The organism is Bacteroides sp. D22 (assembly GCF_000163675.1).
GTDB classification, from domain to species: Bacteria; Bacteroidota; Bacteroidia; order Bacteroidales; family Bacteroidaceae; genus Bacteroides; species Bacteroides xylanisolvens.
The window spans coordinates 145,416-169,788 of record NZ_GG774798.1; the positions used below are offsets into that span (position 1 = coordinate 145,416).

Annotated in this window: 24 protein-coding genes; 10 read left to right on the forward strand and 14 right to left on the reverse strand. The window is 37.2% G+C overall.

The features are described 5' to 3' along the window. The first annotated feature begins 33 nt into the window (after positions 1–33). On the forward strand, positions 34–660 hold the full coding sequence (gene purN / locus HMPREF0106_RS19730; protein WP_032851049.1) for a phosphoribosylglycinamide formyltransferase: 627 nt from the start codon (positions 34–36) through the stop codon (positions 658–660). 108 nt (positions 661–768) lie between these two features. Here the strand turns inward: purN and pdxB are convergent, their stop codons facing one another. Beyond that, entirely contained in the window at positions 769–1,809 is a 1,041-nt protein-coding gene (gene pdxB / locus HMPREF0106_RS19725) for a 4-phosphoerythronate dehydrogenase PdxB (RefSeq protein WP_032851051.1), read from the reverse strand. 116 nt (positions 1,810–1,925) lie between these two features. Between pdxB and HMPREF0106_RS19720 the strand changes: the two genes are divergently transcribed. The 3 genes from HMPREF0106_RS19720 to HMPREF0106_RS19710 are packed head-to-tail and all read left to right on the forward strand — an operon-like array spanning position 1,926 to position 4,702. Continuing rightward, positions 1,926–2,531, forward strand: coding sequence for a DUF4254 domain-containing protein (locus tag HMPREF0106_RS19720; protein WP_004315555.1), 606 nt, complete (start codon positions 1,926–1,928; stop codon positions 2,529–2,531). Between the two features lie 3 nt (positions 2,532–2,534). Continuing rightward, complete coding sequence (locus HMPREF0106_RS19715; protein WP_009039118.1) at positions 2,535–3,566, forward strand: glycosyltransferase family 9 protein; 1,032 nt, start codon at positions 2,535–2,537, stop codon at positions 3,564–3,566. A gap of 59 nt (positions 3,567–3,625) precedes the next feature. Then, positions 3,626–4,702: a glycosyltransferase family 4 protein gene (locus HMPREF0106_RS19710; RefSeq protein WP_032851058.1), complete on the forward strand. Its 1,077-nt coding sequence runs from the start codon at positions 3,626–3,628 to the stop codon at positions 4,700–4,702. On the opposite strand, the gene HMPREF0106_RS19705 is transcribed toward HMPREF0106_RS19710, so the two are convergent. Then, complete coding sequence (locus HMPREF0106_RS19705) at positions 4,685–5,743, reverse strand: glycosyltransferase family 9 protein (RefSeq protein ID WP_009039120.1); 1,059 nt, start codon at positions 5,741–5,743, stop codon at positions 4,685–4,687. The two genes, HMPREF0106_RS19710 and HMPREF0106_RS19705, sit on opposite strands and share 18 nt — an antisense overlap. A gap of 231 nt (positions 5,744–5,974) precedes the next feature. On the opposite strand from HMPREF0106_RS19705, the gene HMPREF0106_RS19700 reads away from it, so the two are divergent. Next, on the forward strand, positions 5,975–6,886 hold the full coding sequence (locus tag HMPREF0106_RS19700) for a lipopolysaccharide kinase InaA family protein (RefSeq protein ID WP_009039121.1): 912 nt from the start codon (positions 5,975–5,977) through the stop codon (positions 6,884–6,886). Here HMPREF0106_RS19700 and HMPREF0106_RS19695 read toward each other — a convergent pair whose 3' ends face one another. The 6 genes from HMPREF0106_RS19695 to HMPREF0106_RS19670 are packed head-to-tail and all read right to left on the reverse strand — an operon-like array spanning position 6,887 to position 12,276. Further along, positions 6,887–7,699 carry an FkbM family methyltransferase gene (locus tag HMPREF0106_RS19695; RefSeq protein ID WP_009039122.1) on the reverse strand — a complete coding sequence of 271 codons (813 nt, stop codon included), beginning with the start codon at positions 7,697–7,699 and terminating at the stop codon, positions 6,887–6,889. Next, positions 7,696–8,829, reverse strand: a complete 1,134-nt coding sequence (locus HMPREF0106_RS19690) for a glycosyltransferase family 4 protein (RefSeq protein WP_008641786.1) — start codon at positions 8,827–8,829, stop codon at positions 7,696–7,698. The genes HMPREF0106_RS19695 and HMPREF0106_RS19690 overlap by 4 nt, the downstream gene beginning before the upstream one ends. Positions 8,830–8,858: 29 nt before the next feature. Then, positions 8,859–9,671: a phosphorylcholine transferase LicD gene (locus HMPREF0106_RS19685; protein ID WP_009039123.1), complete on the reverse strand. Its 813-nt coding sequence runs from the start codon at positions 9,669–9,671 to the stop codon at positions 8,859–8,861. Between the two features lie 16 nt (positions 9,672–9,687). Beyond that, complete coding sequence (locus HMPREF0106_RS19680; protein WP_009039124.1) at positions 9,688–10,419, reverse strand: NTP transferase domain-containing protein; 732 nt, start codon at positions 10,417–10,419, stop codon at positions 9,688–9,690. Further along, positions 10,416–11,465 (reverse strand): pyridoxal phosphate-dependent aminotransferase, encoded by a 1,050-nt coding sequence (locus tag HMPREF0106_RS19675; RefSeq protein ID WP_004298294.1) that lies wholly within the window; start codon positions 11,463–11,465, stop codon positions 10,416–10,418. Before HMPREF0106_RS19675 ends, HMPREF0106_RS19680 begins: the two co-directional genes overlap by 4 nt. Position 11,466: 1 nt before the next feature. Continuing rightward, positions 11,467–12,276: a glycosyltransferase family 2 protein gene (locus HMPREF0106_RS19670; protein WP_009039125.1), complete on the reverse strand. Its 810-nt coding sequence runs from the start codon at positions 12,274–12,276 to the stop codon at positions 11,467–11,469. A 196-nt stretch (positions 12,277–12,472) separates the two neighbouring features. Here HMPREF0106_RS19670 and HMPREF0106_RS19665 point away from each other — a divergent pair, with 196 nt between their 5' ends. Both HMPREF0106_RS19665 and HMPREF0106_RS19660 read left to right on the forward strand, forming a co-directional pair. Then, on the forward strand, positions 12,473–13,456 hold the full coding sequence (locus HMPREF0106_RS19665; RefSeq protein ID WP_009039126.1) for a glycosyltransferase family 2 protein: 984 nt from the start codon (positions 12,473–12,475) through the stop codon (positions 13,454–13,456). Positions 13,457–13,481: 25 nt separating this feature from the next. After that, on the forward strand, positions 13,482–14,579 hold the full coding sequence (locus HMPREF0106_RS19660; protein ID WP_009039127.1) for a glycoside hydrolase family 99-like domain-containing protein: 1,098 nt from the start codon (positions 13,482–13,484) through the stop codon (positions 14,577–14,579). 7 nt (positions 14,580–14,586) lie between these two features. Here HMPREF0106_RS19660 and HMPREF0106_RS19655 read toward each other — a convergent pair whose 3' ends face one another. Beyond that, positions 14,587–15,708 (reverse strand): glycosyltransferase, encoded by a 1,122-nt coding sequence (locus HMPREF0106_RS19655; RefSeq protein WP_032851059.1) that lies wholly within the window; start codon positions 15,706–15,708, stop codon positions 14,587–14,589. Positions 15,709–15,879: 171 nt separating this feature from the next. On the opposite strand from HMPREF0106_RS19655, the gene HMPREF0106_RS19650 reads away from it, so the two are divergent. From HMPREF0106_RS19650 to HMPREF0106_RS19640, 3 genes are all read left to right on the forward strand, one after another. Continuing rightward, positions 15,880–16,881 carry a glycosyltransferase family 2 protein gene (locus HMPREF0106_RS19650; RefSeq protein WP_009039129.1) on the forward strand — a complete coding sequence of 334 codons (1,002 nt, stop codon included), beginning with the start codon at positions 15,880–15,882 and terminating at the stop codon, positions 16,879–16,881. A 154-nt stretch (positions 16,882–17,035) separates the two neighbouring features. Then, a complete protein-coding gene (locus HMPREF0106_RS19645) occupies positions 17,036–17,971 on the forward strand; it encodes a glycosyltransferase family 8 protein (RefSeq protein ID WP_009039130.1) in 936 nt (311 codons plus the stop codon). Then, positions 17,968–18,711 (forward strand): glycosyltransferase family 32 protein, encoded by a 744-nt coding sequence (locus HMPREF0106_RS19640; protein ID WP_009039131.1) that lies wholly within the window; start codon positions 17,968–17,970, stop codon positions 18,709–18,711. Before HMPREF0106_RS19645 ends, HMPREF0106_RS19640 begins: the two co-directional genes overlap by 4 nt. A 98-nt stretch (positions 18,712–18,809) precedes the next feature. Here HMPREF0106_RS19640 and HMPREF0106_RS19635 read toward each other — a convergent pair whose 3' ends face one another. The 5 genes from HMPREF0106_RS19635 to HMPREF0106_RS19615 are packed head-to-tail and all read right to left on the reverse strand — an operon-like array spanning position 18,810 to position 24,270. Further along, positions 18,810–19,796: a glycosyltransferase family 2 protein gene (locus HMPREF0106_RS19635; RefSeq protein WP_009039132.1), complete on the reverse strand. Its 987-nt coding sequence runs from the start codon at positions 19,794–19,796 to the stop codon at positions 18,810–18,812. A 15-nt stretch (positions 19,797–19,811) separates the two neighbouring features. Beyond that, entirely contained in the window at positions 19,812–20,819 is a 1,008-nt protein-coding gene (locus tag HMPREF0106_RS19630; protein ID WP_009039133.1) for an NAD-dependent epimerase/dehydratase family protein, read from the reverse strand. Between the two features lie 14 nt (positions 20,820–20,833). Continuing rightward, a complete protein-coding gene (locus HMPREF0106_RS19625) occupies positions 20,834–21,949 on the reverse strand; it encodes an acetyl-CoA carboxylase biotin carboxylase subunit family protein (protein ID WP_009039134.1) in 1,116 nt (371 codons plus the stop codon). A 1-nt stretch (position 21,950) separates the two neighbouring features. Continuing rightward, positions 21,951–23,162 carry an acetyl-CoA carboxylase biotin carboxylase subunit family protein gene (locus tag HMPREF0106_RS19620; RefSeq protein ID WP_009039135.1) on the reverse strand — a complete coding sequence of 404 codons (1,212 nt, stop codon included), beginning with the start codon at positions 23,160–23,162 and terminating at the stop codon, positions 21,951–21,953. Beyond that, complete coding sequence (locus HMPREF0106_RS19615; protein ID WP_009039136.1) at positions 23,155–24,270, reverse strand: DegT/DnrJ/EryC1/StrS family aminotransferase; 1,116 nt, start codon at positions 24,268–24,270, stop codon at positions 23,155–23,157. The genes HMPREF0106_RS19620 and HMPREF0106_RS19615 overlap by 8 nt, the downstream gene beginning before the upstream one ends. Between the last annotated feature and the right edge of the window lie 103 nt (positions 24,271–24,373).

Here is a 24,373-nt window from a genome sequence, read left to right on the forward strand (position 1 = left end):
TTTATCGTTTTGCGCAAATATTTGACTAAATAAATGCAAAGTTTTGCACATTTTTCACTGTTTTGTGCATCGAATTTGAGAGTTATGAAGAAAAACATCGCAATTTTTGCTTCCGGTTCCGGTTCAAATGCCGAGAATATTATCCGGTATTTCCAAAAAAACGATTCCGTTCAGGTTTCGTTGGTACTTTCTAATAAAAGTGATGCATACGTTTTGGAACGTGCGCATCGTTTGGGAGTGCCCTGTAACGTGTTTCCAAAGGAGGACTGGATAGCCGGAGATGAAATTTTGGCTATTTTGCAGGAGTACCGCATCGACTTTGTCGTACTGGCTGGCTTTCTGGTTCGTGTGCCTGACTTGCTTTTGCATGCTTATCCCGATAAAATTATAAATATACATCCTGCTCTTCTGCCGAGGTTCGGAGGCAAAGGAATGTATGGAGACCGGGTTCATGAAGCGGTAGTGGCTGCCGGTGAAAAGGAAAGCGGTATCACTATACATTATATAAATGAGCATTATGACGAAGGAAATGCAATCTTCCAGGCTACTTGTCCTGTTCTTCCGACAGATTCTCCGGATGATGTAGCCAAAAAAGTGCATGCCTTGGAATATGAACACTTCCCGCAAGTCATAGAACAAGTATTAAGAAATAAGTATTAGGTATTAAGTATTAAGTATTACTCCATGCAGATAATCGTTTGACGGAATTTCATGAAGTTCTCGGTCGCTACGGTTAATACTTAATACCTAATACTTAATACTTATTTCTTAATACTTGATTAAATAAGCTGTCTCTTCTCGCCGCAAAGGATAATCCCCGCGTAAGGTTTCGAATTGTTCCGGTTGATTTTTCAATCGGGTGCTATCTTCGACTGGATTATATATTTGGAGGATTGCTTCTTCATGGTTTTTGGCATGTATAATAGGAGAGGCGGGTGCCGGTGCGTTTATTTTATAATCAGCTTCTATTTGGAAGAATTTGCAAATGGCATCCAGTGACATGCGTGTGGCGTTTGCTTTTCCATCGGCAGAGTAACCCGCAATGTGGGGGGTACCGATGAATGCTTTTTCCAGTAGTTCACGGTTAATTTCCGGCTCATGCTCCCACACATCAATGATAGCATCCGAAATGATCCGGCTGTCCAAGGCTTTTAAAAGAGCATCAGTGTCAATAACCTCTCCTCGGGAGGTATTAATGATAGCCGGTTTTCGTTTGAGTGATTGGAAGAAGTTCTCATCTGCCAGGTGGAAGGTTTTATATTTCCCTTCCTTATATAAAGGTACGTGAAAGGTTATGATATCACATTCTTCTGCAATTTTTTTTAGTGAGGCAAATAGCTCTGTTCCTTCTTTTTCCTCCCGTGGCAAATCATTCAGTAAAACGCGCATGCCAAAATCCCGGGCAACTTTAGCTACCTTACTCCCTACGTTTCCCACTCCTATGATGCCAATCGTCAGTTCGTTTAACTTTTTGTTTCTGCAAGATTTCCACACCAGAAGCGATGACTGTATATATTGGGCGACAGAAGCAGAATTGCATCCCGGAGCATTTGTCCATTCTATGCCTGCCTGTTTGCAATACTCTGTATCAATGTGATCGAAACCTATGGTTGCCGTTGCTATGAATTTCACTCGACTACCTTCCAATAAATTCCGGTTGCAGTGTGTGCGGGTACGGACGATAAGTGCGTCTGCATCCCGTACGAGCTCCGGAGTAAAATCTTTCCCCGGTACATAAACCACCTCATCGGCTATTCTCTGAATCGCCTCTTTTATAAATGGTATTTTATTGTCGATAATAATTTTCATATACAATTCATCTTTAATACCCACAAAGGTAACAAATAAAAAAGTAAGAAACGGTTGCTTGTCTGAAAAATATTACATAGATTTGCCCTATTATATATCTATAGCTAGTTAAGATTATGACATTTAGTAACCTTTGCAACGAGATTTTTTGGAAATCGACAACAGATTACCATGTAACGGATAGTGTGGATGCTCCGATGAACAATCCTTACGAGTTGAAAACTATTGAGTATTATTTATATCTAAAGAACTGGATTGATGCTGTGCAATGGCATTTTGAGGATATTATCCGTGACCCGCAGATTGATCCGGTAGAAGCATTGGCTTTGAAAAGAAGAATTGATAAATCAAATCAGGATCGTACAGACTTGGTGGAACTAATTGATAGCTACTTCTTAGACAAATACAAAGAAGTAAAACCTCTTTCTGACGCAACGATCAATACGGAAAGTCCTGCATGGGCTATTGACCGCTTGTCAATTCTTGCATTGAAAATTTACCACATGCAGCAGGAAGTGGAACGTACGGATACTACAGAGGAACACCGTCTTCAATGTCAGACTAAGCTGAATATCCTGCTGGAACAACGTAAAGACCTCTCTGCGGCTATTGAGCAGTTATTGGCTGATATCGAAGCCGGGAGAAAATATATGAAAGTATATAAACAGATGAAAATGTATAATGACCCGGCATTGAATCCGGTGCTTTATGCAAAAAAATAACGAATGGCGCGTATTCTCATTATTCGTTTTTCAGCTCTTGGCGATGTAGCCATGACAATACCGGTAATACATTCGCTGGCTGTGCAATACCCGCAGCACGAAATAACAGTGTTAAGTCGTGCTGTATGGCAGCCGCTCTTTCAGGGGCTGCCTACGAATGTAGGTTTTGTCGGAGCTGACTTAACAGGCAAACACAAGGGGCTTTGGGGCTTGAATAGCCTCTATTCGGAGTTGAAAGCGATGCATTTTGATTACATTGCTGATTTTCATCATGTGCTTCGTTCCAAATATTTATGTCTGCGATTTCGTCTTGCCAATAAACCGGTAGCTTCCATATGTAAGGGAAGGGCCGGTAAAAAGAAACTGGTTCGTCGTCACGATAAGGTGATGGAGAATCAGAAGAGTTCTTTTCGCCGTTATGCCGATGTGCTTGAGAAGCTCGGTTTGCCGGTTTTATTAAATTTCTCTTCTATTTATGGCGAAGGAAAAGGCAACTTTGCAGAGATAGAGCCAGTCACAGGACCTAAGGAAGGTCAAAAATGGATTGGTATAGCCCCTTTTGCCAAACACAGAGGTAAGATTTATCCGTTAGAGTTGCAGGAGCAGGTTATAGCACATTTTGCGGCTAACCCACAAGTGAAAGTTTTTCTTTTTGGAGGTGGTAAAAGCGAGCAGGAAGTGTTTGACGCATGGATTGCTAAATATCCTTCTGTTGTTTCAATGATCGGTAAACTGAATATGCGTACCGAGCTGAATCTGATGAGCCATTTAGATGTGATGCTTTCAATGGATTCTGCCAATATGCATTTGGCGTCCTTGGTCAATATTCCGGTTGTTTCTATTTGGGGGGCCACTCATCCTTATGCCGGTTTTATGGGCTGGAAGCAATTGCCGGTTAATACCGTGCAACTTGATTTGTCATGCCGTCCCTGCTCTGTATATGGACAGAAGCCTTGTTGGCGTGGTGATTATGCCTGTTTAAGAGATATAAAGCCGGAACAGGTTATTGCAAAAATAGAAGGGATTGTAGGTTGATATTTGCAGGAATTCAATTTAGTTGTTTTTGAGCCGAAAGAGTGTAGAATCAAATAATGATGGAAAAAGAGATACAACGAAAGAAAAAGGTACTGATAGATCTTACGAATTATGGTAGTCTAACAGCTGGTTTCGGACAGATTGCGGCCAACTATGCGGCCGCTTTTTCGTCTATGCCGATAGAGGATCTTCATTTTGTATATTTGTTGAGACAGAAATATATGCAGGAATTTGGCCCGAATGTGACTTCTGTTCCGGTACGTCGTATCAATAAGTTTTTTCCTTTTACCCTTCCTAAAGTAGATGTATGGCATGCGGTGAATCAGCAGCGGAAGTTGTTGCGTATTGCCGGTGGTACAAAGTTTATCTTTACTATACATGACTTTAATTTCTTAACGGAGAAAAAGCCTTGGAAGGCTAAAATGTATCTTCGTCGGATGCAGAATAAGGTCAATAAGGCAGCAGTAGTCACAACGATTTCTCATTATGTCGCAGATGTCATTCGTCAACATATAGATTTGAAGGGGAAAGAGATCCGGGTCATCTATAATGGGGTGGAGAGGATCGATATGTTGGAAGGCACCCAGCCGTCTTTTGCGACGGGACGTCCTTTCTTTTTTACGATTGGACAGATCCGTAGGAAAAAGAATTTCCATCTCTTGGTTGACGTAATGCGCCATTTCCCGGAATATGATTTGTATATTTGTGGAGATGCCCATTTCGCTTATGCTGAAGAAGTGCGTAATCTGATTCGTGAGAAGCAAGTCACTAATGTGTTTTTGACAGATGTAATCACTCAAAGTGAAAAGATATGGTTGTATCGGAACTGTGAGGCGTTCCTGTTTCCTAGTGAAGGAGAAGGTTTTGGACTCCCTGTGGTGGAAGCTATGCAGTTTGGAAAGGCTGTATTTGCAGCTAATCGCACTAGTTTGCCGGAAGTTTGTAATGGACACGCCATCATGTGGGAGCATTTGGATACAGAATCTATGGTGCAAAGTATCCGGGAGCATTTGCCTGATTTCTATAAAGATGAGGAACGCTTGGCCAGAATGAAAGAACATGCAGCTTCATTCAGTTATGAGAAGCATATACAAGCTTATCTTGATTTATATCACGAGTTAGCCCAATTGTCTTAATGTCGAAGTTAATTGATTGTATACCTTTTCCGGGGTAATTAATGCAAAACGTTCTTCATAAGTTAATGTTGCTTGTTGTTCCGGCGGAAGAATATCGTCGGGACTAATACCTCGGGCAAGTACGGAATTTGTAGGTAACCACATTGATTTAGAGGCGCTTGGCGAATAAATAGCGAATGAAGGAATTTCGAGGGCTTGCGCAATGTGTCGGGCTCCTCCTTCGTTTCCGAAATAAAACGAGCAGTTGGCGCAAAGTGCTGCCAGTTGTCGTAATGAAGAGGCTTGTATATCAATCTTGATGCGTTCCGGACATCCCAATTCCTTGTAGATATTTCTTGCATCTTCTTCTTCATACCCCGGTGCATAGTTGAAGATCATTTGTATGTCCTTGTATTCTTCCAATATTCTTTTAAGTGTGGTTATCATAAACTCCGTATTCCATTTTTTATGGAGGAGCTTGGTGGTGACTCCTATTAGGAATACAGGGCGCGCGAAATCTATCCCCTCCTTTTCCATATAATATCGAAAGTCTTTTTTCTCCTGGTCAGTGAGGTATAACCTGAATTCTTTTGTATATTGAATAGGCTTGATTTTCTCTAATGGCGCTGCAAGCAATAGGTTGCGTTCTACCATATCAGTTGTTAGACTATTGCTGTAAGTGTCTGTCCGATAATTTAATAGAAACCGTGTGTATCCCTTGATACGCCCTATCCGGAAAGGGGTTTTTAATGAAAAAAGAGAGAAAAAAAGAGTCCGGATCGTAGAACGCATATCGATGATGACATCGTATTTGTTTTGATGCGTCACTTGCCATACTTTTTTTATATAAGCAGTGAATGGTTTATTCTCATTCTTGTCAAATGTAATAACCTTATCTATGTCCGGGTGACCCTCATAGAGCGATGCTATATTTTTATTCAGCACAAAGTGTATTTCTGCATCGGGAAAACTTTTTTTCAGCGTACTGCACAATGCAACAGCCAGAATAGAGTCCCCTATTTGTCTAAATCGAATAATCAGAATTTTTTTGATTGGTTTCATGCTTGACTTCTTTATGCTTTTTATCGTGCAAACATAGCTAAAAAAAAGCATTTATGTCTAAATATAAATGAAAAGAAAAAAGAAAAAACGACTAAAGTTGTTCGCAACAGTACTTATATGTATAGAGAGTTAGCCAATCTTTGTGAGAAAAGAAAAAAATATAGTCGGAATATGCCTTAATTTCTTTATCTTTGCTCCATCTTTGTAATTAGTATTATATAGGAGAGTGTAATGAGAGTGATTGTAAATCCCAAGTACGCGCATCTGCAGAAGGAGATAGAAGAAATTCCAAGGTCCTTCCAGGAAAAAGGAGATGTGGTGTACGATGGGCGTAATGTTTTAAAACGAATTGGCTTAGGCAGCATTGATGTTGTGGTGAAGAGCTTTAAGAAGCCTCACATCATCAATCGTGTTGTATATTCGTTTTTCCGGCAATCAAAAGCAGAGCGTTCCTATATTTACTCTATGGAAATTCAACAACATGGCTTTGACACTCCGGAGCCAGTTGCTATGATCGAACAATTCCAGAGTGGCCTTCTTTCACATAGCTATTACATTTGTTGTTATGATGGTGGCGAAACAGTCCGTTCCCTGATGGATGGGAAAGTGGAAGGAAATGAAGATAAACTTTCTGCTTTTGCGCGCTACACGGCTGCTTTGCATCAGGCAGGTATCCTGCATTTGGACTATTCGCCCGGCAATATATTGATCCATCAGAATGATGCGAATGAATATAGTTTTTCCCTGGTCGACGTGAATCGCATGCAGTTACTATCGGATATTGATTGTGATACTGTGTGCCGTAATATGTGTCGTTTATGCATCTCTCGTGAAGTGCTGACTTATATAATGACAGAATACGCTTCTTTGAGGGGATGGGATGTAGAATCTACTGTCAGTCTGGCTCTTCGTTATAGCGATCAGTTCTTTACTCATTATATTTATCGTCGTGCGGCGCGAAAAGAACAAGAAAGGCATATCGTATCCCTGATTTTATTCTTCCGTTTGTACCGTTCCGTACGTAAGTTCTTTTCCTGGGAACCGCATATCTCACGTTTCTTATTGAAAAAAGAAAAGCGCATTTATGATACATACTTGTGTAAGTATGACTATTGCGAATTGCTTTCTGCTGATTATCAATGATTAACTCTTACTTCCGCGCATGACTACACTGCGGATTTTATGCCTGAAAAAACCTTTCTGATTGGTATATGTGCAGTTATGCTTATCCAAAAATGCAGAAATGACTGCTTCGTCATCATGTAGATGGTATGTGCAAATTGCAAAATCCAACTTCTGGCAATTCTGAAATAAGTTCTTGCATCCGGCCAATGCATGCCGTTCAGCTCCTTCGATATCCATTTTTAGAAATAGATGCTCATCCGTTTGATTGTTGAAGAAGTCATCCAGGGTTTGTTCTCTTGAAGAGTTATGGTCGCTTACATACTTTTGGACAATCGTAACTTTATCTTGCCATGGCTCAAAGGTCGCTCTGATGGCCTCCAACCATTGTTCGTCCTGTTCAAACAGGTAAACATGTTTAGCTTCTTCGATGATTTCCAATGAAGAATATCCTTCGGCGCAACCAACATCCACAAATACCTTTCCTGTCACTTCTTTAACGCTGTTGAAGTAATGGTGCGGTGAACGCCTGTCTTGTTCCATGCTCAAAGCCCTGTAATATTTTTGAATTTTCCTGGCCGGAGTGCTCTTTCTGAAATAGAGCCGTTTCTCTTCTTTTTGAACATAGTATAAACCTTTCTCCTCGTCTTTCTGTACGTCAACGGGCATATTTGCATATTCATCTTTGAATTCATACAGGTGTCTTGAATATCCATGTTCTTTAATATATTCATAGTATTTCAGATAAGGAGAGCCGGGCTTATATCCTTTCATGAAATAATATGGGAGAGTGCCATATATAAATTTCTTTATTGTGTGTTTAAGTATGTTCATCTCATTAATTTCTTGTAGATGTTTAAGATCTCTTCCGCTTGCTTTTCTTCAGAGAATCTTTTGGCAAATATTTGCCCTTTTTCAATCATTACTTTCTTTCTTTCAGGGTCAGAGTATATCTGTTTGAAAGCATTGGCCATTCCTTTGATATCGTCGGGATGTATATAGATTGAGTCGGGACCTCCGGCTTCTTCCAGGCAAGAACCTGTTGCGGCTACTACCGGAATTCCGGAGTATAAAGCTTCTATAATGGGGATGCCAAAGCCTTCAAAGCGTGAAGGATATACAAAAATTTCAGCTAGCTGATAAAAAGTCGGCAGATCATCAAAAGGAACATTGCTGATGATGTGCACTCTTTCTTCCAGCTTATTCTCCTTAATAAAACGTTCAATCTTATCAGTGTATTCTGTATGGCGTCCTACAATGACAAGATGAATTTGTTCAGGAAGCATCGTCAGTGCTTGTACCGCCGAAAGGGCATTCTTTCGTTCTTCAATACTTCCTACGTTGAGGATATAGTGTTCCGGTAGCTGATATTTAGCTCGGACTTCTCTTTTTTTCTCTTCTGTTACAGGGTGCGTGAATGAAGTATCACATCCCTGATAAACAACTTCTATCTTATCGGCAGGAATCCCGAAATACTCAATAATATCACGTTTGGTACATTCGCTGATAGCAATGATTCTATCCGCATTTTCGCAGGCTTTGCGGAATTTGTATGTATATATATTCCTGTCGATCGAATGATAGTATTGTGGGTATCGCAGAAATATCAAATCGTGGATTGTTACGATACTTTTTACCTTACTTTTATGGATATTCAGGGGTAATTCATTGCTAAGTCCGTGAAAAATATCAATTCTTTCTTTTTCCAATTGGCGGGTGACTCCCAACACTCGCCATAACGAACTTAACTTTTTCCAGAAAGAAGTAGTGGGGTAAGAAAGCTGTAGTTGCCGATATTGCTTCGTTAATTTGTTCAGCCTTTTATTTTCCCGTTTCTTAGGGGCATACAATACATATTCATTCTCCGGATAGAATTGGCATAGAATATCCACTATATAGCGGCTATAATTACCCAAACCGGTGAAATTCTGTACTGCACGTTTTCCGTCAAAACCTATTCTCATTTCTACTTCTTACCTTTATGTGATTATAGTTAGACTTCAAACTCCCGATAAGGTTTATTCAGGTCTAAATAATGGAAATTGTGTTGTCTTTGCCCACTTTGTTTAGGTATGGTCATGTAATCTCCGTATTTCTGTGACAGATAGACATCGTATTTCTGTACTCCCCATACTTCTTCATTTTCAAATAAGATTGGAGTAGGGGTACCCAGAATATCTTTAGACATGATTCCTTTCATTCCGTCATCATAATCACAGACCAATGTGGATTGGTCGAAATCATACTTTTTCATTACTTTCCTGATACTTTCCTGTGCTCCGGTAAGGGTAAAAAGCTTTCTGCATAATAGCGGTATCCATGAACTGGGGCCTTTTCCATGCTTGTATGGATCGCGATGAATCAGATAAAGTACACGTTTGTAGAATTCGTACTTTGCAAAATGCATTCTTTGCGCCATGCGGCTCTCCGGAACTCCGTCCAGTGGGAATATATCAATATATACGCCTCCCAAATATTTGAGATGCATACGTTCAATTAGAGTGGTATCGGCATCCTGTACTTTTGCGAATGGAAGAGGATATTCCTTGTCGTTTTCAGCACATACAGCTTCGTATGGTTTCGGTAACCATTCTTTGGCATTAGCCATTAATAAATCATAATCGGCTCTTGGCATGCCGATATCCAGATCATCATCCCAAGGGATAAATCCTTTGTGGCGGACGGCTCCCAGCATGGTGCCTGCCATGATGTAATATCGCAGATTATGTTCTTTGCAAACTTTGTCAACAGCTAATAAATTCTTTAATATGCGAAGCTGTAGAGGGCGGATATCGTAATTTGCCATTTCTATATGAATTTGATTAATAAAGACTGGCTGGAATCAGCTTCTGTGCCTGTTGAAAGTCCTCTACGGTGTCCAGTTCGGCCGAGAAGAACTCGGTGGTATCCATGACGTAAAAGCTATATCCTTGCGGAATCAGTCGCTCAAAAGCCCGTTCGTAGAATATATTGTCCAGTCCTTCAGTGGTAATCATAATGTCCAGTTCCCGGAATAGAGCTTTGGTGTATTCAGCTGACATCTTTTCGATACCGATAGACTCTCCGATAGCATCGGATATAGAACAGACTTTGCTGATTTCAACAACCTTTTGTGCATCGTCTACGATAACTTTTATTTCTTCCGCTCCAAGCTCATGGCGATTCAGTGCCAATATGTCGTCCTTATCCGAGTGAAGCAGTTTTTCTACAATTTGAGGATCAAAAACAATGTCGCTGTCTAATAACAATATTTCTTCCCCGTCTGTATACGGTCGGGTAAGCCATAATGAATAGATATTGTTGGTTGATTCATATCTGTCATTATAGATGAAAGTAATATTTTGGACTGGATAACGTGCCTGCAGAAAATCAACGATTTGTTGCTGGCGATACCCCGTGACGATAATGAATTCGTTGAATCCATTTTGTATCAGAGCATCAAAAGCCCTTTCCAGTAGGCATCGTTCTCCTATCTTGAGGAGGCATTTGGGCGTTGTATCGGTCAGCGGGCGTAAGCGTGACGCTATTCCTGCGGCTAATATTACTGCTTTCATTTGGAGGCGATTTCTTTAATTGTATCTATAACGATCCGGTTTTGCTCTGGACGTCCCAATGTGATACGCAAATGAGTGTTGATATCCGGTTCATTCATAAACTTCACTTTATAACTCTGTTCGGCAAAAGCCTTTTGTAAAGCCTCTTTTAGCTCTATCGGGTATTTGATTAAAATGAAATTGGCAACCGATTCATATACTTTGAATCCGGGTAACACGCCGATTTCCTTTTCGTAGCGCTCACGGTCTTCGTTCATCAGTTTGGCGATATTGCGGTAGTGTGCGTCCGATTTAAGAGCTGCAATGGCGATATCTTCGGATATTCGGTTGTATCCCAGATATTTATTGCTATATCTGCTGAATTTTTCCAGTTCCTTACTCATAAATCCGAATCCCATACGTAAACCGGGCAATCCATAAAATTTAGATAAGGTACGGGAAATAATCAAATTCGGATATTTATTAACCAGTTTTTTGATATAACTGGTATCAGTTGAAACAAAAGAAGCGTATGCCTCGTCTATCAGTACCACTGTTTGGCTGGGTACTTCTGCAAGCAGTTCATCCAGTTCTTTCGGAGTTAAACCGTTGCCGGTAGGGTTATTGGGAGAAGCCAGTAAAAGAATCTTCGGATTCTCTTTCTGAATCATATCTTTCAGCGTCTCAAAGTCATATTTAAAAGTGTTTCCGTCTTCGTAAAGAGGATATTGCAAAGTATGGCCATTCACCTCATCTGCAATTGATTTATAATACCACCATGAGAACTTGGGAATCAACATCGTTTTGTTTCCATCTTCTTGAGTCAGGAAGTAATGAACGGCTTGCTTCAGGATATCTTCTCCGCCGTAGCCTAGCAGGACTTGTGTTTCATCTATATCATATAATTCGGATAAGAAAACAGATAATATACTTTTCTTTCCTTCATCATAAATGCGGGTATAAAAACAAAGTTTATTTATATCGAAGTTTTTTAAAGCTTCTACTACTTCTTTTGATGGACTGTAGTTAAATTCGTTTCGATCTAAAAAGTTCAAATTCTTTTCCATATTAGTTTTGTATGATTCCTTTATCGCACCAGGTTAGTTTCCTGACTTTTGTTTCGTTCAAAATACTGCGGTTGTTGTTTAGATTATCTGTTCCGTGTAGTTCATGATGAAGATGGAACACGATTCCCGCAAATTTGATGGTACGCTTGCGTACACCGCTGTTGATAAGACGGCATACTAATTCATGATCTTCACTTCCCCATCCGGTTATAGCTTCATTGTACCCATTGACTTTTAACAAATCCTCTTTCCAAAAAGCCATATTGCATCCTCTCGAGTAAGAAACATCCCATTGACGATAATGTTGAAGTAGTGGACTCAACCAAGGTAAATGTACTCCGTTGATTGTATTTTTAGTACCTTTGTCGTGAATGGAAATGATGCAGTTTTTTTCTGCTAACATTTTTCTCGTTAAGCCTTCCCGGATTAATACACGGCTACCAGTTACGAAACTACCTCTTTTGGCAAAACGTACATGATCTTTGACGAAATCTTTGTGTAAGACGATATCTCCGTCAATTTGTATAATATATTCTTTAGATGCTTTCGCAATAGCTTTGTTGCGGATGGAGGCTAGTCTGAAGCCTAGATCCTCATGCCAGACATGAATAATGGGAACTTCGGAGGAAGCAGCCAATTGATGAATTAGCTCTCTTGTGTCTTCTTTAGAACCATCATCAGCAATGATAATTTCATCAGGAAGGAGAGATTGACGTAGCACGCTTTTAACGCATAATTCTAATGCGTCGCTTCTATTATAGGTGGATATAATTAGCGATGTACTTATGTTGCTCGCCATTGGTTTATTCATATAATTATTACTAAGTTAGTTAAATAGTTAAGGGGGCTTGTACTAAAATTCTACAAATGTATACATTTTATTTGGTTGTGACAAGCGTTAAAGGCTTTTTTGCTAAACATTAGAGGGTTAGCGTCTTTTTTAAGAATAATATCTGTATCTTTGCTATCAGTTTGTTATAATAACTAAGATAAATAGTGTATTTGTAATGGAAAATCATCCGGTGGAAGTTAGCGTAATCATCCCTAATTATAACTATGCTCGTTTTTTACAACAACGTATTGAGTCGGTATTGGCACAAACATATACGGATTATGAGATTATATTATTGGATGATGCTTCAACCGATGATAGTGTGTCTATTTTAAATCATTATAAAACAAATTCTCGTGTTGCTCATTTGGAGATTAATTCAGTCAATACAGGGAGTCCTTTTGCTCAATGGCAAAAAGGAATAAGTTTGTCTCGTGGAAAATATATATGGATTGCCGAGAGTGATGATGCAGCTGATGCTTCTTTTTTGGAGAAAGCTGTTTCTGTTTTGAATCAATATCCTCATGCTTCTTTCTGTTTTTTAGGTTCATACTGTATAGACGAGAACGGGAATAAACTATCTACAGATTTTGACCGTTGGACTTCAAAACAATTGCGTCGCCCTTGCAATATGGGTGTCTTTAATGGTGAAGATTATATAAAACATAATCTTTATTGGCGCAATTATATTTACAATGCTAGTGGCGTTGTTTTTCGTAAACAATGTTTTGAGCAAATAAAAGACTTGTCTTGCTTTTCAATGCGATATAGTGGTGATTGGCTTTTTTGGATAGAGATGGCGAGACAAGGGAGTGTTGTTGAGTTGTATGAAAAGCTAAACCTGTTTCGATTGCATTCAACAAGTACAACTGTTGAGGGTAACGCTTCAGGTAATGCGATTCTTGAAGATATTCAAGTAGTACATTATGTTGAATCATTTTCTTATCCAATAGAGTGTTATAAGCGTTTGATGCGGCATGGAATGCTTTATAAAAATGTAAAGCGTGCAAAAGTTGAACCGAAAATGAGATTGTTGTTGTTTGAAAAGCTGAAAGGATGTTTTGGAACAAGTGTGTGGACATATAGATGGGAACGGTTTAATAAATACATGAGTTTTTTGAATCCATGGCAACCAACAAGAGATAGAGAGAGGTTGTAATTAATTGTAACGTGTAAAGAAAGATATGGTTGACAAAAGAATTATAGCATTTTATTTGCCGCAATATCATCCATTTTCAGAAAATGACGAATGGTGGGGCAAAGGATTTACTGAGTGGAGAAATGTAGTTAAGGCTAAACCTCTTTATCGTGGTCATTATCAACCGCATTTACCCGCAGATTTAGGTTTCTATGATTTGCGTATTCCAGAAGTTCGTGAGCAGCAAGCTGATATGGCTAGAACATACGGAGTTAATGGTTTTTGTTATTATCATTATTGGTTTAATGGTCGTCAATTAATGGAAAGGCCATTAAAAGAAATACTATCTTCTGGTAAACCTGATTTCCCATTTATGCTTTGTTGGGCTAATGAGAACTGGACTAGGGCATGGGATGGTGGAAGTCGGCATGTTTTGATTGCCCAGAATTACTCAGAAGAGGATGATCGTGCACATATTCGTTATCTGTTAGAGAATGTTTTTAGTGATTCTCGGTATATAAGAGTGGATGGTAAGCCTGTGTTTTTGATTTATCGTTCCATGCTTTTCCCAAATATGAAAGAGACCATTCGGGTATGGCGGGAAGAAGCTGCTAATAAAGGAGTTGAATTATATTTATGTCGTGTTGAAACTATGGATTGTTATGGTGAGGAATATCTTCAAGATGGTTTTGATGCTGCTGTAGAGTTTCAACCTTTCACTCATCAAATGAATGATTTTCAAAGGAAGAGGAACCCATTGAGGAAGTTTGCTTATAATATAAATCGTCATCTTTTTAATACATGTAAGAAGAAAAAAATTGATTATTCTGAATATGTAGATTATGCATGCAAAACTCCATTCTCTAATTATAAGATGTATCCAGGGGTTACTCCGATGTGGGATAATACTTCCCGAAGAAAGCAGAAAATGTTTATTTTAGATAAGAGTACTCCAGAGAAATACGGTGAGTGGCTATATTCGGTTATGAATAAATTTGTGCCTTATAGTAAAGACGAAAATTTTGTTTTTGTTAATGCTTGGAATGAATGGGCAGAAGGTAATCACTTGGAACCCGACTTAAAATGGGGACTTCGTTATCTGGAAGAAACTAAAAAAGTAGTCCAAACCATTGCAAATGAATGATATTGTATCATATATTTGTAATCATATTTATTAGTAATTCAAAGTCCGATTGTTGTTTTTGAGTGATAGCTTGATATCTAATAATTGCTAGTTCTTTGTAGTCTTGGTAATTGTCTTTGAGGCTTTTCAGTTTCATAAAAAGATCATTTTTATAAAAAGGAGAAAACATTAATGCGCTATTGGATAAAATCGATGGCATTGAGCATACATTAGATGAAAGAACTGGGACCTGATACCCCATAGCTTCTAAAGGCGGATAACCAAATCCTTCTTGGAGTGATGGAAATATTAAGGCATACGCATGTTTATAGGTGTTCCCTAAGTCTGATGAGGATAATAGTGGAAGATTGATGTGCTGTGGAAAAAGTTTTTCTCCCCCCCCTGTGGTTACAAGGTGGAAGTCCTCATCTATAAGGAAACGTTGGAATACGTCTAATACGAATTTGGCATTTTTATCTTTACGATGGATATTTAGTAATAGGAAATAAGGCTTATGAGTGAGTAGAAATTTTTTTAAGTCTTCATTTTCTATATTATTTTTGATAGGAATATTTCTCATCGGAGGATATAGGACAGCTATATTCTTAGATGATAATTGAGGAAAATAATATAAAATACTGTTCTTGGAGTAATCGGAAACTGTGATGATATTAACATTGCTTTGTTCGCAGAAGTGAATTAAAGTATGATAATTATCAAATGGTGATTTTTTGTCTTTCTTTGGAAATAGTTTTAAATAAAAGCGTTTTTCCTTTTTCCATATAAATGATATTTTATTGTCGTAACTTTCAATATCGCCGATGTCATGAATGGTAATTGTTGTTTTGCATTTAATATTTTCGAGTGAGTAGTTGGAATAACGCTGTGCTATACCGATGAAAAATGAGTCTATATGTTCTTGCTCTATAATGCTATTTATATCTTTGAAATCTCTGATGTTTATAACTTTATGTAGGTTTTTCTGATAGTAAATGAATTCTCTTTCAATAAAAGAGAGGTTTGAATCATATAAACCTATAACTTGGATGTTTTTTAGTTTAATGAGCTCCTCAAGTACTCTAAAGGTAAATTCGGCACCTCCATTTATGCAACCTTGGATTGAAATGATATCAAATAGAATTTTTGTCATTGTGGGTATGCTTTTTATGAAGTGAAATATTTCTAATAAGTTTTTCGTTTCTAGAACAAAGATAATCATAAAAAATAGGAGACGATGCGTTTTTATAAAAATTAGTAAAAAAGTACATTGAGACTGATTTTATATCTATCTTTGTTGTATTCATTAATAGATAATTTTTGCATGGAGAATAATTATTTGATAAGTGTTATTATTCCTGTACATAATACTGCAGGCTATTTGCGTAAATGTGTAGAGTCTGTTCGCAATCAATCTTTAAAATCAATTGAAATCATATTAGTGGAGAATTTGTCATCAGATAACTCCGCTGAAATCTGTGATGAATATGTAAGACTAGATAAACGGATTAGAGTATTGCATCTTCAAGAAGCAGGATTGTCAATAGCTCGCAATGCAGGTCTTAAAATAGCTTCTGCCCCTTATGTCGGTTTCATTGATAGTGATGATTTTGTAGAGCCGACTATGTTCCAGGAGATGCTGGATGCTCTTGTAAATTATGAAGCCGATTTTGTATATTGTAATTATGTGTTTGATTATGAAGGAAAAGAAAGCATTTATCCTTTTAGGGATTCAGGCTTAGTAGAAATATACCCTCTGAGGGATTTTCTTAGAGATATGATGTGGGAGAAAATAAGTTGTTCTTTCTGTACAAAACTATTTAGAAAGGATTTTTTTGATACTCACGAGTTTCCTGTTGGTAGATTGTATGAAGATCGTCTTGTTATGCATGAGTGGGTGTTGGCTTGTAATAGGATTGTGTGGCTGGATAAATCATTTTACCACTATGTAGAGCGCTTCGATAGTATCTGCCATACCATTGTTCCAATTAATCGTTATCATTTTTTCTTATCTCAGTATGAAAGGTTGGAATTTATAAATCAGCATTCTTTATTTGAAGGAAAAGAACTTTATGATGTGCGAACTATGATTATCAGAATTTGCTTGTCTATATTTAAGGAAATCATGTTGCGAGTAAAGCCATCTGACTTCCGTGAACCATTCGAAGATATGCGGCAGAAATTTAAAAAAATACTTTCATTGAAAGAAGGAGAAATAGATGTCCGTTGTCGTAAAAGAATGAAAGGAATTGTCTATAATTGGCCTATTTACAATTTGATACATTTTGCTTTTAAAAGAAAGAAATACTCGTTAATTATCTTATAGTATGTGAAGTAAATTCTATTTTTAATCATCATAGGTACAAAATGTATTTAATGATATTATATTTGCAAACATTGTAGAATTATACTTTAGGAACTGAATGTATTCAGTATGACTAGGATGTGTCTATATAACTAATATGAATAAATTGAAATAAATGAAGAATATAATTTGTGGTATTGATGATAAGTATTACCAGCATTGTGGTGCTATGTTGGTTTCTTTATTTAAGCATAATGACGATACTTTTCATGTCTATATATTGTCTTTAGAGCTCACGGGCGAACATAAGAAGTTGTTGAAGGAACTTGTGGAGTCATATCAGAACCATGTATATATCATTGATATAGATAGGAAGCTGATAGAGAATTTCCCCATGAAAGACACTGATTATCCTTCTTTGGCAACCTATTTACGCTTATTTATTCCTCAATTATTGCCTTTGAATGTTGAAAAGGCTTTATATATTGACTCGGATATTATATTTAATGGGGATATTTCTGATTTATATAATTGTGATATAGCTAATTATGCCTTAGCTGGTATGGAAGATGCTCCTCATCGACAACCTGAAAGATTAGGATATCCCATTGAAGATTTGTATTTCAATGCTGGTTTTCTATTATTAAATATTAAATATCTGCGAGATATAAACTTTGTAGATATGGCATTGTCATATATTCGTGATTGTCATCACAAGATTGTTTTGCATGATCAGGATGTGCTTAATGCACTTCTGCATGGGCGTGTTCGTTTTGTTCCTATAAAATGGAATATGTTGGATTGTTTTTACAAAAATCCTCCCTTTATCTCAGAAAAACATAAATCAGAATTGGGTACAAGTCGTAAGTCTCCGGTCACTATTCATTTTTCAGGACCGTTGAAACCATGGCATCATGGTTGTTTGCATCCATTAAGAGAGGAATATTTTAAATATTCCAAACTGATACCATGGGGGTGTATAAAGAAACAATATGGCTATGTTTTTACAGTATATAGATTTCCTGTAAGTTTATTTGTTTGGTTAGGTGCTACACCTGAAAGAGCTATTAAAATAAGTCGCAAACTTGGTTTTAAAATGAGAGAAAAATGATACCTAAAGTAATTCATTATTGTTGGTTGAGTAATGATCCTTATCCTGAAGGAATTCAAGCCTGTATTTATAGTTGGAAGAAGTATTTGCCTGATTATGAATTTAAATTGTGGAATTTCTCGTGTTTTGATATTGAATCTTCTTTATGGGTAAAAACGGCTTTTTATGCTGGTAAGTATGCCTTTGCGGCTGATTATATTCGTGCATATGCATTGTATAATTATGGAGGTATTTATTTAGATTGTGATGTTGAAGTGTTGAAATCTTTTAACGATTTATTACATCTTCCTTATTTTATAGGAGAAGAAAGGAGTGATGATTTTGCTATTGAGGCAGCGGTTGTTGGATTTGAAAAAGGACACCTGCTATTTAAAAATATGCTAGACTATTATCAAGATAGACCATTTTATATTAAAGGTCAACCGGGAGCCATTAATAATTGGGATTTTGATATTTTAACCATGCCTATTATTGTTCTGGATCAAATAAACAAACATTTCCAGCTAAAAAGAATCCAGACAAAAGAAGAGTTTGATTTTAATCCGAATGTATTTTGTGTCTTTCCGGCGGATTACTTCAGCCCGAAATCATGGAAGACTAAAGACCTTCGCTTGACATCACGTTCTTATTCTATTCATCATTTCACGGGCTCATGGATAAAGGACTCAAAAGCTAAATTGAGACGCTTTCGATGGCTTCGCTTTTTAGGCTTATTTTGTAAAAAGTATCGTATGAGGTGATACTCTTAGATTTTATTCAATTCACCGTTTTGGGGGCTTTTGTTATTAGAGTATCGTCTGTTATTTTTAATATGAGTTAGTTGATACTATAAAGTCAACTAACTCTTTTGTTTTTTTTGTAAGCTATAATTGATGGATGAAAATAAATTCTGTAACCAAAGTTTTACGTGCTTTCGATAAAATCTTCGTTTTTCTCGCCGTATTCTGGAAGTTGTATATTTATTGTTTATGAGTTTAGCATAATGCATTGCTTTTATGTAATTTCCTGAATTTTTATAGTCGCTATATAATGCATAGTAATATTCATTTAAAGCATGATAATATAGATTAGTAGGTGATAGGTTGAATTTTTGGATAAAAAAAGAGGTGATATCAATAGTTGATAGAATAAACTTTTCATTCTTTTCTATATCTTTAGAATGACTGGCTGATTCTTCAAGTACTCGATATACGCTTGTAATATCTGGGAAGAATTTTATTTTATAATGATATCCTATCCATAACCACATGGGATAGTCTCCCATAAGCCATTTTCTTTTTTGTGGCTCTATGTCATCAATATATTCCATCATGGCTTTTGTTCTTATACAAGTCGTTAAAGTAGATATTCGGTTATATGCCAGTAGATCATCATATCCTCTATACTCTGATCCAAACAAATTCTCTTCTATTTTATTTTTGTCTTGGTTGTATATTTTGCTGAGTGTATAAACCATTCCATATTCAGGATTTTTTTCTAAAAAATCCACTTGCTTTTGAAGTTTGAGTGGATCTGTCCAATAATCGTCTCCTTCACATAGTGCAACATATTTTCCTTGAATCGCTTGGTTTACAATTCGTGCTAATGAGCCATCGTGCTTCGAATACTGATTTTCTGTTTCTAGAATAGCATGAATGTTAGGATACTTTTCGGCATATTCACGAATTATATTCGCAGTTTTATCAGTAGAAGCATCATCATGCACTATTATTTCGAATGGAAAATTAGTTTGTTGCATAACAAATCCATCTAAACACTGGCGAATATATTGTTCCTGGTTATAAGCTAAGCATCTGATACTGGCAAGTGGAAGTACGTTTGTCATTTTCTTTGTGAATAATTATTTAGTGTAGTCTTTGCTTTCGCCCCACAACTTTTTGAATGGCTGAACCTCCATATCTTTTTTGAAATCGAGTAAATACTCTTTCCAGTTATATTGAGGGGTGTATTTTAATTGTTCCATTGTTTTGCGGATATCCAGAACGAATTGTTGTGAACTTTTCTTCTCGGGACAATATATGATAGGAGATGGGTGTTCTTTTGGAGAGAATACTTCTACTATTCCCTGAATTCGTTCTTTCAAGGTTGATCCACCGCTTCCTGCATTGTAAATGCCGCCATCAAGAGGCGATTCTACGCACTTTTCTATTATTTGTAAGAAGTCCTTGACGTAGATGGTCTCTAGTAGACGTTCGGGATCTCCCCATATCTCGATCGTTTCCCCTTTTATTGCTTGTTCTATCAGGTAACGGTCCGAAATAAGGCACTTTATCCCATCTGTGTAAGTATATGGATTGGGATGAAACATGTATATACGAGGAAGCCGCAAAATAAAGCGTTTAATTCCATATGTTTGGTAATAATGCTCAATTAAATCTACTGCTGCCATTTTAGCTATAACATATATAGCATGATCTCCTGTCATTGGTGCTTTGCGAATAGCATCAGGGGATATAGGGGCTTTACTGCCAAATAAATAACTTATATCAAATAAAGATTGAGGAAATATAATTTTGGTAGCACCACATTTGCGAGTGTATTCTAAAACATTAAGAGTTCCTTTGACAATAGAGTCTATGTACTTATGTGGGGCATATCCCTTCATGGTAGCAGGAAGTGCACCTGCAAAGTGTAATACAGTGCTGATGTCTGATTGAGGAAGTTGGTCAAATTGTTCTATATCTTCTATATTTAACGAATAATATGGAATGTTATAGTCACCGAAAAAGCCATTGTCCGATTTACGGTGTCCAACTGCATATACTTGATAACCTTTTTGTTGCAAATAGATGGCTATGTGGGTGCCAAGTGTTCCTGTTGCCCCAAATACAATTATTTTTCTGCTCATATATATTTATTTTTTTATTTTTCAGATATACTGATTCGGTGATCTGTCTGATAGATGATATAGCCAGAACGATCTTGCGACTTCTTTAGTTCATGTAAAGGCCCTTCGTCGATATGATATCTAACAGTCCATTCTGCATTCTTATTGTTTTCAATAAATGTACGTATGTAAGATACTTCTTTACTTAGGAAATAAACTCCAGAATATTTCTGAAAGGCATGTTTTGGTATAGTAAATTCGTTGAGTGCGACTTCTATCATACCTCTCACATAATCATATCCTGTACTTAATTTGACTAAATCATAGGAGATGAAATCTCCACCACCGCGAGCACCAACTTCAATAAAGAAGATATTTCCATTTTGATCTATTTTAAATTCTGCATGTGAAGCACCATTGTTAATACCAATTGCATCTAGCATACTTTTTACTGCACATTTGAGCTTTTCTTGAATATCAAAAGGGAGATTTGAGGGCTGGTGATGGGCTGTCTCGACAAAATATGGAGCACCAGTAGTCTCTTTGTCTGTAATAGTTATGACATAGTGCTTGCCATGGAATGAAATGGATTCAACGGATACTTCTCTACCTTCTATATATTCTTCAATCAGTATACAATTATTGCAAGAGGCCTGTAAAGCTCTGTCTAGCGCTTGTGCAAAATCTTCTTTTCTGCTAACCTTAGTGACTCCGTTGCTACATGAGCCATCTACTGGTTTGACTATAACAGGATAAGATGAAGGCATATTTCCAGATTGGTAAAGTGTGTAATTAGGTTGTTGGCATGCTTGTTGATGGGCTACTTTCTCACGCATTTGGAATTTGTTGCGGGCATCCAAAGCAACATTATAAGGAATGCCGTTCAAACCGAGAAGATTTGATACATATGCTACAGTTGGAACAGCGATTTCTAATGCATTTGAAATGATTCCATTTATTTGTTCTTTTTGACACACTTGTGCAATCTGTTCCTTGTCTGTTATGGATATATCATAATAATGATCTGCATAGTCTTTGCAATAGGCTCCTTGATTCCATGCAAAACAATACGTCTCAAGCCCCATTTCTTTTGCTTTTAGAAATAATGGAAGATGCGGTTCGCTAGCTCCAAGTATAGCAATTTTCTTCATTTTATTCAGTGATGATTTTTACCCATGAATTGATACATGACATCATGTCATATTGTTGTTGTTCATTGTTGAATTTTACCACTAATGTCCCAATGGCATCATTGGCTCCATTGAATGAGTGAATAAGATCTCCAGGTTGTACCCATAAATCTATTTCGATAATATGATTTTCTTTTATATTTTGTTTTATTGAGATTTCCTTGAATATTCCTGTCTGATCCGCATGTAGAATGACTTCTGACCAGTAACCATTATAGATGCAAGGTTCAATTTTGGAAATAGTTTCCCCTACCGCAGCACGTACTGCATTTTTTATTAGGTCAGTATTTGTTGCATAACGCAACATTTCCGATAGACGATTACCACCTCCACGAGGAGAAACCTCCATGATATATGCTTTGTTGTCTGTCCCTATTCGCGTTTCTATGTTATATATTGAGGTATTCATATGTAACAATTGTAATAGACGTTGTATTTCAGATGCTAATTCTTCCTGTTTGTTGCAAGGCATCGAGGAAGGCCAGCTATAAGCGGAGGGGGTATAGGGATTGGCGGCTTTATTATCAAAATGTTGATCAGAAAAAGAGATGAATTTTAACTCCCCATTTATCGAAAAAGCATCTGAATCAGAAGAACATCCCTGTTGCTCAATAAATTCTTCAATAATGAAGCGGTGGGAAAGTGAATTTTTCAGAGCGCACGTTATGGCTTCTTCTAAATTAATGATTTTGTCAACCCGGGTAACTCCTTTGCTGCCGGCTGAATCTACAGGCTTTACAATAACGGGCCATTGGAATGATTTAATATCAGATAGTGCTTCATTTAGACAGTGATAACCATGAGACTTTGGGGTATTGAATCCATTTTTCTCAAGAAATGAACGAAAGAGGTCCTTGTTTTGTAGGATTTGGATAGAAGCATGTGGACTTCCCGGTAGGCCTAATTCCTCACAAACATAGGCAGCTGTTAAAACGCCGGGATCTACAGCAAAAGACATTACGCCATCTACTTTTAATTCTCTGGCTAGTTTTAACACGGCATTTTTATCTGTAATGCTTATGTTGTGGTATTCATCAGCATATTTGTGGGCGATATTATGGGGTAGATAGTCACATGTAATTACATAATATCCTAACTCGTGAGCAGCCTGAATAACGGGAATTAAATATCTTAATCCACCTAGCATGAGAACTTTTTTTTGTTTGTTAGCCATTGTCTGTAATTAATTTTAATATACGTTCAATATCGTTTTCAGTTAGCGCATGATGTATTGGTAGGCAAATAACTTTGTTGGCCATTTGGGTAGCAATAGGTAAGTTTTCCGGTTTTGCAGATTCTAGCCCCCGATAAGTTGAGAATGTGCTAATGAGAGGATAAAAGTAGCGTCTCCCCCAAATGTTTTGTTCTTTCATCTTAAAGTACAGCTCGTCTCGTGTCATTCCATAAACCTCCTCATCAATAAAAATGGGAAAGTAAGAATAGTTGTGACGAACGTTTGGCATATCTTCAAAAAAACTTAAACCTGGCACTGCTCTCAACTTTTCACGATATTTTATAGCAATTTGCTGGCGTGCAGCAATGGCATTATCTACAATTTTAAGATTAAGTAATCCGAAAGCTGAGCGCACTTCGTCCATTTTGCTGTTGATACCAGGAGCTACTACTTCTGTTTCACTTGTAAAACCGAAATTTTTTAAATAATCGATTCTCTTTTTGGTTTGTTCATCGCGTACAATAAGAGCACCTCCTTCTAAAGTGTTAAAAACTTTGGTGGCATGAAAACTTAGTGTTGACATATCACCTGCTTTCAAAATGCTTTCGCCATTAACCTCTACTCCAAAAGCATGTGCGGCATCATAAATGACCTTCAATCCATATTTATCTGCGATTGTTTGGATCCTTTTTGTATCACATGGCTTACCATATACATGTACAGGCATGATAGCAGTTGTTTTGGGAGTTATGGCTGCTTCTATTTTATTAGGATCCAAATTGCATGTTTCGGGGTCAATGTCGACAAAGACAGGTTTTATACCATTCCACCAAAGCGAGTGCGTTGTAGCGACAAAACTAAAAGGAGTTGTGATAACTTCACCCGTAATTCTCATTGCTTGTAGGGCTGTAATTAAAGGTAATGTACCATTGGTAAACAAAGATATGTAAGGAACCTTTAAATAAGCAGCTAGCTCTTTTTCTAGTTTTTTATGAAAGCAACCATTGTTTGTAAGAATTTTGCTATCCCAAATCTCTTTTAAGGATGACGTAAAATCATCTATAGATGGTAACAAGGGAGAGGTTACATATATGGGCTTATCTATCATTCTGTTACAGTATTTAATATTACATACTATGTATTTGGCAAAGATAGATAGATTCTGAGAGCTATCAAAATATATGTTTATGATTTATATCTTTGTTTTCTTT